The sequence below is a fragment of the Salinispora cortesiana genome, from assembly GCF_000484695.1.
GTDB lineage: Bacteria > Actinomycetota > Actinomycetes > Mycobacteriales > Micromonosporaceae > Micromonospora > Micromonospora cortesiana.
The window spans coordinates 1-9,548 of sequence record NZ_AXVR01000092.1; the positions used below are offsets into that span (position 1 = coordinate 1).

9 protein-coding genes are annotated in these 9,548 nt (G+C 66.8%); 5 read left to right on the plus strand and 4 right to left on the minus strand.

Annotated features, from left to right (window positions below; genetic code table 11):
- Positions 1-2,872, plus strand: a 2,872-nt coding sequence (locus K228_RS0123020; RefSeq protein WP_025620513.1) for a Tn3 family transposase, incomplete at its 5' end; no start/stop codon positions are given.
- Positions 2,869-3,642, plus strand: a complete 774-nt coding sequence (locus K228_RS26535) for a hypothetical protein (protein WP_025620514.1) — start codon at positions 2,869-2,871, stop codon at positions 3,640-3,642. The genes K228_RS0123020 and K228_RS26535, both read left to right, overlap by 4 nt.
- Positions 3,643-3,746: 104 nt before the next feature.
- On the opposite strand, the gene K228_RS0123030 is transcribed toward K228_RS26535, so the two are convergent.
- Both K228_RS0123030 and K228_RS0123035 read right to left on the minus strand, forming a co-directional pair.
- Positions 3,747-4,316, minus strand: a complete 570-nt coding sequence (locus tag K228_RS0123030; protein ID WP_025620515.1) for a flavoprotein — start codon at positions 4,314-4,316, stop codon at positions 3,747-3,749.
- Positions 4,313-5,584: a radical SAM/SPASM domain-containing protein gene (locus K228_RS0123035; protein WP_223160760.1), complete on the minus strand. Its 1,272-nt coding sequence runs from the start codon at positions 5,582-5,584 to the stop codon at positions 4,313-4,315. The genes K228_RS0123030 and K228_RS0123035 overlap by 4 nt, the downstream gene beginning before the upstream one ends.
- Positions 5,585-6,044: 460 nt before the next feature.
- On the opposite strand from K228_RS0123035, the gene K228_RS0123045 reads away from it, so the two are divergent.
- Both K228_RS0123045 and K228_RS0123050 read left to right on the plus strand, forming a co-directional pair.
- Positions 6,045-6,623, plus strand: a complete 579-nt coding sequence (locus K228_RS0123045) for a helix-turn-helix domain-containing protein (RefSeq protein WP_025620517.1) — start codon at positions 6,045-6,047, stop codon at positions 6,621-6,623.
- A gap of 6 nt (positions 6,624-6,629) precedes the next feature.
- Positions 6,630-7,892: an MFS transporter gene (locus K228_RS0123050; RefSeq protein ID WP_025620518.1), complete on the plus strand. Its 1,263-nt coding sequence runs from the start codon at positions 6,630-6,632 to the stop codon at positions 7,890-7,892.
- 101 nt (positions 7,893-7,993) lie between these two features.
- Here the strand turns inward: K228_RS0123050 and K228_RS0123055 are convergent, their stop codons facing one another.
- On the minus strand, positions 7,994-8,602 hold the full coding sequence (locus K228_RS0123055) for a recombinase family protein (RefSeq protein WP_025620519.1): 609 nt from the start codon (positions 8,600-8,602) through the stop codon (positions 7,994-7,996).
- Between the two features lie 114 nt (positions 8,603-8,716).
- Here K228_RS0123055 and K228_RS0123060 point away from each other — a divergent pair, with 114 nt between their 5' ends.
- On the plus strand, positions 8,717-9,226 hold the full coding sequence (locus tag K228_RS0123060) for a GNAT family N-acetyltransferase (RefSeq protein WP_025620520.1): 510 nt from the start codon (positions 8,717-8,719) through the stop codon (positions 9,224-9,226).
- A 9-nt stretch (positions 9,227-9,235) separates the two neighbouring features.
- Here the strand turns inward: K228_RS0123060 and K228_RS0123065 are convergent.
- Positions 9,236-9,548 (minus strand): integrase core domain-containing protein (locus tag K228_RS0123065; protein ID WP_025620521.1); only part of this gene is annotated, 313 nt, incomplete at its 5' end.

Consider the following 9,548-nt stretch of genomic DNA (forward strand, 5'->3'; position numbering starts at 1 on the left):
CCGGTTCGGCCGGTTCCCGCGTGTGCGTGCGGAGCTGCATGAGGACGTGGTGGAGTTCGTGGCGCGGCAGTTGGGCGTTGACGCAGGCTCGTTGGGTTTCTACGAGTGGGCTGGGCGCACGATCAAGCGGCACCGGGCCGAGATCCGCGCATATCTGGGGTTCCGGGAGTGCACTGTCGTCGATGCGGAGAAGCTGACGGACTGGTTGGCCGGGGACTACGCGCAGAAGGAACGTCGGTTCGAGTTGGCCAAGGATGCGGTGCTGGCCGAGCTGCGAGCGCGGTCGATCGAGGCGCCGACGCCGGACCGGTTGGACAAGATCGTGCGGTCAGGCCTGCACCAGGCGGAGAAGCTCCTCGCCGAGCGGATCGCCGGCCGGCTGTCTACCGACGTGCGGGCTCGGCTGTTGTCGCTGGTCGCGGTGGCGGATACCGACGTCGACGATGCTGATCCGAGCGTGTTGGTGTTGATCAAGGCGGCGACGGGGAACGTGAGCTTGTCGTCGATGCTCACGGAGATCTCCCGGCTGGAAGCGGTGCGGGCGATCGGCCTGCCGGCGGGGTTGTTCGCCGACGTCGCGCCGAAGGTCCTCGCCGCGTGGCGGGCCCGGGCGGCGGTGGAGTCACCGTCGCACCTGCGCGGGCACAGTGTGGAGGTGACGTTGACGCTGCTGGCGGCGTTGGTGCATTGCCGTAGTTGGGAGATTACCGATGCGCTGGTCACGTTGCTGCTGCGCACGGTCCATGCGATCGAGGCCCGCGCGGACCGGCGGGTGACCAAGCAGTTGGTGGCGGAGTTCCGGAGGGTCCAGGGCAAGGAGAACCTGCTGTTTCGGGTGGCGGAGGCGGCTACGGCCCGGCCGGACGACACGGTGCGGCAGGTGGTGTTCCCGGTCGTCGGGGAGGCCAACCTGCGCTACCTGGTGGCCGAGTACAAGGCGTCGGGGTCGACGTACCGGCGCACGGTGCAGACCACGTACCGGGCGTCGTACTCCCACCACTACCGCAAGGGCCTGATCGCCCTGCTGGAGGTGCTGGAGTTCCGCTGCGACAACTCGCACCGGCCGGTCCTCGACGCGCTGCATCTGGTGCGCCGCTACCGGTCGCAGACCGACCTGACGTACTACCCGGCAGGGGAGACGGTACCGACGCACCCTGGGCTGACGGGCGACTGGGCGGAGCTGGCCTACCGGGTCGACGGACGCGGCCGGCGCCGCGCGGTGCGCACGGTGTACGAGATCCGCACATTCGAGGCGCTGTGTGACCAGCTCAGGTGCAAGGGCGTCTGGGTGGTTGGGGCGATGGAGTTCCGCAACCCGGACGAGGACCTGCCCGGTGACTTTGAGGTGCGGCGCACTGAGCACTACCAGGCGCTGCGTAAGCCGCTGGACCCGGCGATGTTCATCGACGCCCTGCAGAGCGAGATGCGCGCCGAGCTGGGTGCGCTGAACGACGCGATGCCGCTGGACTGGCTGGAGATCCGGCCTCGCCCGGGCAATCAGGGTTCGGTCAAGCTCAGCCCGCTCGACGCGCTGCCCGAGCCGGTCAACCTGGGCCGGCTCAAGAAGGTCATCACCGGCCGGTGGGGCACGGTCCCGCTGATCGACGTGCTCAAGGAGGCGGTGCTGCGCTCGGACTGCGGCGCCACGATCGGCTCCATGTTCGGCCGCGCGGACGCCGCTGGCGGGCAGCTGCTCGAGCGGCTCCTGCTGGTGCTCTACGCCTATGGCACGAATACCGGTATCCGCGCGGTGGCGGCCGGTGAGCACGGCCACCGTGAGGAAGAGCTGTATTACGTGCCGCGCCGCTACCTCAATTCGGAGTTGGTGAGGGCGTTGGCGATCGACATCGCCAACGCCACCTTCAGCGCCCGGCAGCAGAGCATCTGGGGCGTCGGGTCGAGCACCGTGGCGTCGGACTCGACGCACTTCGGCGCGTTCGACGCGAACATCTTCACCGAGTACCACTCCCGCTACGGCGGCCGCGGCGTGCTGATCTACTGGCACGTCGAACGTAAGTCCATGGTGATCCACTCGCAGGTCATCAATTGCTCCGCGTCTGAGGTCGCGGCGATGATCGACGGGGCGATGCACCACGGGACCGCCATGGACGTCGAGGCCAACTACGTCGACACGCACGGCCAGTCGATCATCGGGTTCGGCCTTACCCGGCTGCTCGGCTTCGACTTGCTGCCACGGATCAAGGCGATCAACCGGGTCCGGCTTTACCGGGCTAGCGCCAACGACGCCTATCCGCAGCTCGGCGCCGCGCTGATGAACCGGCCGATCCGCTGGCACCTGATCGCCGACCAGTACGACCAGATGATCAAGTACGCGACGGCGATCCGGACGCGGTCGGCGCAGACCGCGGCCATCCTGCGCCGCTTCCAGCAGACCAATCTGATGCACCCGACCTATCAGGCCATGTTGGAAGTCGGCCGGGCCCAGCGCAGCATCTTCGTGGCCCGCTACCTGCGTGACCGAGACCTGCAGCGGGAGATCAACGCCGGGTTGAACGTGTCGGAGTCGTGGAACGCCGGCAACTCGATCATCTACTTCGGCAATGGCGGTGACATCCCCGCCAACCGGCGCGACGAGCAGGAGCTGTCCGTGCTGTGCCTGCGGGTGCTGCAGGCCGCCGTGGTGTACGTCAACACCCTGATGGTCCAGGACGTCCTGGCCGAGGATCTGGTCGAGTTGACCTCGGCCGACCGCCGTGGTCTGACCCCACTGTTCTGGTCCAACATCTCTCCGTACGGCGAGGTCCGGCTCAACATGACCAACCGGCTCGCCCTACGCGCCACGGCCACGCCGGATCCGGTCGGCGGCGACGATGGCCCGACCACCCCGAGCAGCGAGGGACCGCCACGATGACCTCCACCCGCACCGGCGCACACACCGCGACGTTCCGTGAGCAGTACGGCTGCTCCTTCACCGACGGCCTGACCGCGACCACCCAGGCCGCGACCACCGGCGATTTCAAGCAGGCCACCACCCTGACCGGCCGGTTCACCGCTGCCGGCCAGCACTTGCATCACAGCGTCGTGCGCGACGTGCTGGCCGCCGGCTGGGACTGGTGGCAGATCGGTGAGTTGCTCACCGCGCATCCGCAGGCCGCGTTCGACGCCTACGCCAACCTCGCCGACGCCACCCGCGCCCCGGCTCAGCAGCGCCCGCGCCTGGCCGTGGTCTGCACCGCCGGCCTGGTAGCCGAGCACGACATGGACACCGCACACGGCATCGACCTCGACGACCTCGACCCGCAGCACAGCCTCACCACCGACCCCACCGTGGTGCGGCTGCGCGCGGCCGCGCAGCTACTTGGTGAGGACATTTGGATCGCCGTCAAGCTGCCCGGCGAGCACGACGGCGGCGACGACCTCGACGACGGCGCTGCCATCCGCAGGTGGACTACCGTGGCGCTGCACCACGACGAATTGGGATGGCTGCGCGAGGCATTGGCCCTCAACGCCGAAGAACCAGACGACGGCGAGAGTGACAACTTGGAACCGCTCGTCTGCTGGATAGAATCAGCGGCGGTGCCCACCGCCATGGCCGTCTGCCCCAGGCTGGTACGCCAACCCCGCACCGACTCGCCCCGCCGCCGCTGCTGCTGCTGCTGCAGACACGACCACGACGACTAAACCGGCAGGTCGCCGCGTAACGGCGCTCGCCCTGGTGGCCGCCGTCCCGCCACCCCGGCGGGAACTGGCCAACGTCAACCTCGCGACCATGACGGCCCTTGCGATCACTGCGTGGTGAGGCGTTCGGCGACGAGGTCAGTGATCTCACCGGGGCTGGCAAGGACGGGGTTTTCGTGTTCGCGGCGGGTGGACAGTTCGAAGGCGGTCCGCCACTGGGGTTCGACGACATCATGGCCGTCATCGCGTAGTAGGGCGACGTTGCGTTGAACGGCGGGTTTGGTCCACATGGAGCGGTTCATGGCGGGTACGAAGGTGATGGGAGCGGGAGAGGCCAGCGCGACGGTGGACAGCAGACTGGGGGCGTGCCCATGGGCGACATCAGCGAGCAGATTGGCAGTGGCGGGTAGGGCGAGGACAAGGTTGTGTTCAACGGCCAGGCGCACGTGATTGGCAGCGAAGACAGCGTCGTGGTCGGTGGAGTCGATGACGTCGTCAGCGACGAGCCGGACGGTGCGCGCGGGCAGGAAGCGGCCGGCGGCGGCGCTGAGCACGACAGTCAGCTGGCAGTCGAGCTTGGTGCGCAGTGCGATGAGATAGCTGGGCAAGGTGAGGACGGCAGCGGCACCGCTGGCGCCGACGAGGACACGTGGTCTTCCGGTGGTGTCGGAGCTCATGCGCCGGCACCTGCCAGGGTGGGGGTCTGCAGAGTGAAGCCGTTCATAGTGGCGATGAGGTCGAGACGGGCTTGGATGTTGAACTTGAAGCTGGGGCAGGGCCAGTGGCCTTCGCGCCACAGCTTGGGACAGGCGCCACCACAGGTCGGGTAGAGCGGGCAGGTTGAGCAGCCGCGGCCACCGGCGGCGACATCGGCATGCCAATCGTCGAAGGCGCCTTCGGGACGTGGTTGCGCTGTGGCCGCCCACTCGTCGGTGACGGCGCCGACGGCGGTGTGCGCAAGGTGGTCGACCAGGGGCTGTTCGCTGCAGGAGAAGACTTTGCCGTCGGGGACGATGAACTCGTCGGAGCGGGTGACGGCGGGGCATACCACAGGCGCCGGCTCGGGTGGTAGGACCTCGAAGTTGAGTCCGAGGTCACTCATGAGGGCCAGCCAGTGTGTCTCACGGTCTGCGAAGTGCTGCTTGCCTAACTCCATGGCGCTGATGTCATTGCCCCAGGAGTGCACGGGCTTGATGCCGAACCGCACGCGCGAATGGGCAAAGCCATGCTCGGCGAGTAGGCGTAGCAGGCGCTCTACGGCGTCTTCGTTGTGTACGTCGACGTTCGTGCGGATGCCGAAGGTCATGCCAGCAGTACTGTCGTCTTCGAGGGCTTGGCCGATGGCGCGGACGATCTTCCAGAACGAGCCGCCGCCCGCTTTCAGCGGCCGGTGCTGGTCATGAATCTCCGGCGGCCCATCGACGGTTATCTCGGCGTGTGTGACCCGGGACTCGATAGCTAGGGTTTTGATCTTGCGGTAGTCGAGCAGAGCGCCGTTGGTGACGATGGTTGAGGACCACTCCAGGCCGCGGCGGTCGACGACCGGCAGGAACGCCCGAGCCAGTTCGCGAAGCGTCGCGTAGCCCATGAGGGGTTCACCGCCGAACCAGTCCAGGCGCACCGCGCGGGTCTGCGGGTGTTCGAGCACGGCAAGGGTGCGTTGGCGCACAGCATCTCGATGATTGCCGCGCAGAGACTGCTTGCGGTGGGTCTGGCCGCAGTAGGTGCAGCCCATGTTGCAGTAGGCGGTGGGAAACAGCACGATGTGGCGGCGGCTGAGGTCGGCGGCGGCGGTGGTGAACCGGTCGGTGACGGCAGCCAGTTCATCTTCGTTAGCGGGCACGAGCAGTTGGTAGCGGCGCAGACCGTCAAGGCGGTCCGCGGGCAGCTGTGGGATGCGTCCGGCGTCAAGGTCGGCTGCGGTGGCCGCAGCGACTGGCACCACCTTGCTGACCCTGGTGGCGTAGACGAGCCGGACCGAGTCCCCGGCCGGGCTGTGGTAGCTGTTACTGCTGATGACCTTGTACTGGGTCACCTTCTCCATGACGTTGGCCCTCCCCGTATGAGCTGACGGCTGACACGAGTCAGCGGCCGGGACTCGCTGATAAAGCGTGATCCCGGCCGCTGACGTGGGTCCGCTGGGTCAGCAGGCGATGTTGACGCTCCGGTCTGCAGCGCCGGCGTCGGTCGTGGTCACGAGCGCGTCGTCGTAGTACATGTAGTCCACCTCCCCCGTACGGTTGTCCTCACTGGGCCTGTTACATGCGGCCGTGTCGATGACGCTAGCTAGCCACTTCTCAGTAAGTCAAGCTTCCCTTTAAAAGCAACCTTGAGTTAGATGCTCACCCTGAGAAGTGTTTCAAGAACTCTTGAATTGTCGCCTGGCATCACCTAGCGTTATAGCCGTGGACAAGCAACAGTCGCGTCACGTGACCCAGGTGGAGGTCCTGAAGGCCTTCACCCACCCTCTTCGCCTGCGCTTGTACTACGCATTGGCGACCACGACATCGGCGACTGCTACACAGCTGGCGAAGCGGGTCGACACCACCGCACAACTGGCCTTCTACCATCTGACCCGACTCGCCGATCTTGGCGTGGTTGAAGAAGACCCGTGCGCGGAGGCTCACGGCAGGGAGCGCTACTGGCGCCAGTCGAGCCGCGGCCTGACGTTCGACCCCAACAGCTTCGACAAGGACACCGAGCGTGAGGTTGAGGTGCTGCACCGCGCCCAGGCCGCAGTGCACGCAGAGTTACTTCGCCAGTTTTTCGACACCCCAGCCGATCCCAGTGACACGCTGCGCGCGGCCGCGTTCGGTACCGACATGATCCTGGAGTTGACCGCCGCTGAGCTCGACGAGCTGCGTGAGGAGATCACCGCAGTCCTGCTGCGCTTCCGTGACCGGCCACGCGCTAGCGACCCTAACGCCCCGACGCCCCCTGTAAGCCGGGTGTTCGCTTTGGCTCACGCCTTCTCAATGAAGTGAACCGACATGTCCTTCTCTGAAAGCACTCTGCGCTCGCCTGGTGCGGCTATTGCGCCCAGCGGTCTACGGCAGTGGCGGACTTGGGCCTGGCTGGGGGCCGAACCCATCTCCCTCATCGGCGACCAAGTCTTCCTGGTCGCCCTGACCTGGACAACCGTACAGGTGTACGGGGCCGGCACCACCGGCCTCGTCCTTGCCGCCGCGGCGATCCCCAGGGTCTTGCTCATGCTCGCCGGTGGCGTACTGGTGGACCGCGTCGGCGCCAAACGCCTCGCCCTGTTCAGCGACGCAGCCCGCAGCGCCTTAATGCTTGCCGCTGCGGCGTTCGTCGCCACCGCTGGCACTCCGCTGGCGTTTCTCCTCGTCCTCGCTGCGCTCTTCGGCGCGATCGACGCGGTCTTCTATCCGGCCACCGGAGCGCTGCCACCTCTAGTAGTGACATCAGATCAGCTACTGCGAGTGCAGAATCTGCGCGCGCTGGGTACCCGCGCCGCCCTCATTGTCGGCGCACCGTTGGGTGGGGGCCTCATCGCTCTGGGCGGCGTTGAGATCTGCCTGCTGGTCAACGCCATCACCTTCGTCGTCTCCACCGTCGGCCTGGCGCTGCTGCGCACCCGGCCTCTGTCGGCAAGCGCTCCGAGCGAAGCGTTCACCGCCCAAGTCGTTGACGGGCTGCGGCATGCCGCCCGTCATCCGCTGCTGCGTAATCTGCTGTTGCTCGTCGCGTTATTCGAGTTCGCCCTCAGCGGTATCGTCAACGTTGCCTATCCCTTCCTGGCTGACCAGAACGGCTGGGGCGCAGAGGGCTTTGGGCTGCTCCTGGCTGGCATCGGCGTAGGGGCAGGCGCTACCGCCGCTGTCCTGGCCGTCGTCTCTCGTACCCCCGCCCCAGGCCTCGTGACCGCTAGCTGCGGCCTGCTCGGTGCTACCTTGCTTGCGCTCTTCCCCTTCACCGCCGGGCTGCCCGTTGCCCTCGCCCTCGCTGTGGCACTCGGTGTCGTCGGCGGTGGCGTTGCCGGCATCGCCATCCCCCTCGTGCAGCACAGCGTCCCCGCCGCTCAGCTCGGCCGCGCTATGAGCCTGTTCGCCATCGCCACCGTCGGCACCGCACCCCTGTCTCTGGCCGGCACCGCTCTACTCACTCGTCACGCCGGACTGCCGGCCACCTTCTTGACTGCTGCCGCTCTTGTTCTCACCGCCGCTTTTGCCTGTCTGACCAGCCGACCCCTGCGCGCCGCGACCCTCGCGTCCCCCCATACGCCTGCATGACCGTGTTCGACACCGCCGGTCGCACCGGTCAGCTTGGTGCCCAGTGCACGCAGGCCCATCCACGCCGGTGGCGGCAAGGCCACCGACCCTCTACTGACCTGCTACGCGCCAGCTTTGGAAGAGCCTGCCGGCACCACGGCGGCGGCCCGCTCGATCGCCCGATAGACCGTCGAGCGGGCCACGCCGAACAGTTCGGCCAGCTCACCGCTGGTGTGCTCGCCGGCCTTGTGCAGGGCCACCAGGTGGGCCTCCTGTTTGACGTTGAGCTTGGGCGCCTTGCCCCGCAGCCGACCTTTGGCTTTGGCGATCTTCATGCCCTCGCGGGTCCGCATCCGCGCTAGGTCCGCCTCGAACTCGGCAATCATCGCAAGGGTGGTGAACAGCAGCTTGCCCATCGCATCGGTGGGGTCGTGGATCGATCCGCCGAGGTTGAGCTTCACCTCGCGGGTGGTCAGCTCTTTGGCGATGTCGTGTGCGTCGAAGACCGAGCGGGCGAGTCGGTCCAACTTTGTTACCACCAACTGATCGCCGGTCCGGCACGCCGCGAGGGCCTCGCGTAGTCCCGGTCGGGCCCGGTTGGTTCCGGTCAGGCCCTTGTCAACGTAGATCCGGTCGGTGCCGACGCCGAGCTCGGCCAGTGCCGCCAGTTGCGCGGCCAGGTCCTGCTCATCGGTGGACACCCGGGCGTAGCCGATCTTGAGGCCGATCATAAGGCGTCACTGTACCGCTTAGCCCCCGCTGACCGGGCGCTTCACCGGGCGGGTGTTACGGGACTACCCGACCAGCGGTGGAGCGACCACGCCGACCACCTCGGCCCCTGCCCGATGGACGATCCCCTAACGGGACACCAGCTCAACGACCGCCGATCGCCCTGGGCGGCCCGTGAAGATCATCTTTTTGGGTCCCTGGTGTCGTCGTTCTTACCAACACCCCTCGACGGGGCAATCGAACGGGCACAGCAGCAACCACGAGCGGAGTTCTATCTCGCTGTAACGCTGCCTAGCGACGATCTAATCGGCTTCGTTCGGCTTGCGTTTGCTGGTGTCCAAGCCGCCAAGCTCGGCTACGCCATCCGCGCCGACCAGTGGGGCCATGGATACGCCTTGGACGCCACCCGCACAATCGTTAACTTCGGATTTTCAGATCTCCAGCTCCACCGGATCAGTGCAGCAATCGGTCCAGACAACGCCGCGTCCACAAAGATTGCCGAGCGGCTTGGTATGCAGCTCGAAGGACGGATCCGTGACCACGTGTTCACCAATGGAGCCTGGCGCGACTCACTGCTATATGCCGTGCTCGTCCACGAGTGGGGGGTCTGCTGCACCGATGGGTGACAGTTCCAGTTACGCGGCCTGACTGGCCGGTGGGGTCATGGTGGTCTCGTACTCGATAGGGGTCAACCGGGACAGGGTTCGTTGGCGTCGGCGGCGGTGGTAGGTCCGTTCGATCCAGGTCACGATCGCGGTCCTGAGCTGTTGGCGGGTGGTCCAGGTTCGGCGGTCGAGGACGTTGTTCTGTAGCAGGCCGAAGAAGGATTCCATGGCGGCGTTGTCGCCGGCGGCGCCGACTCTGCCCATCGATCCGGTCATGTGGTGCTGGTGGAGGGCGTGGACGAATTTCCGGCTTCGGAATTGCGACCCGCGGTCGGTGTGTAGC